This window comes from Microbispora sp. H10949 (assembly GCF_014161435.1).
Lineage (GTDB): Bacteria > Actinomycetota > Actinomycetes > Streptosporangiales > Streptosporangiaceae > Microbispora > Microbispora triticiradicis.
Genome location: NZ_JABBWZ010000044.1, coordinates 1 through 540 on the forward strand (window position 1 = coordinate 1; position 540 = coordinate 540).

Here is a 540-nt window from a genome sequence, read left to right on the forward strand (position 1 = left end):
TGGGACGAAGTCGTAACAAGGTAGCCGTACCGGAAGGTGCGGCTGGATCACCTCCTTTCTAAGGAGCACCGGCCGGCTCGGATCCTCGTTGGAGGGTCGGGGTTGGTCCATGCCGGGTTCAGGGACGAGTGTTCCCTGCTCGGTGAGCTCATTAGTGGAGCACTGGTTATTCGGATCGGCCGGGTTCGGCTGCCGGGGTGAGTACCGCCGCGGGTCTCCTTGATGGGAGGTCGGCGGAGTGGGGAAGCGTTCGGCGGGGCTTGGTGGGTTCGGGCACACTGTTGGGTCCTGAGGGAACGGACCGTTCGCCTGGGCCACCGCGGTTGTTGCGGTGGCTGCTTGGTGGAGGGCCTGTTGTCCTTCTGGGGCTGGTCTCCTGCCATACCGGCTTCTGCTCTCCTTGTGGGGGGTGGGGGTGTTTGGTGGTGGGGTGGGCTGGTTTGCCTGGTTGTTGTTTGTGAATTGCATAGTGGACGCGAGCATCTTTGTGGCCAAGTTTTTTAGGGCACACGGTGGATGCCTTGGCATCAGGAGCCGATG

At 62.4% G+C, this 540-nt stretch carries 1 rRNA gene; it reads left to right on the forward strand.

Annotated elements, in window-relative coordinates:
* Window positions 1-58, forward strand: a 16S ribosomal RNA gene (locus tag HHX40_RS35510); the annotation flags it as partial.
* Between the last annotated feature and the right edge of the window lie 482 nt (window positions 59-540).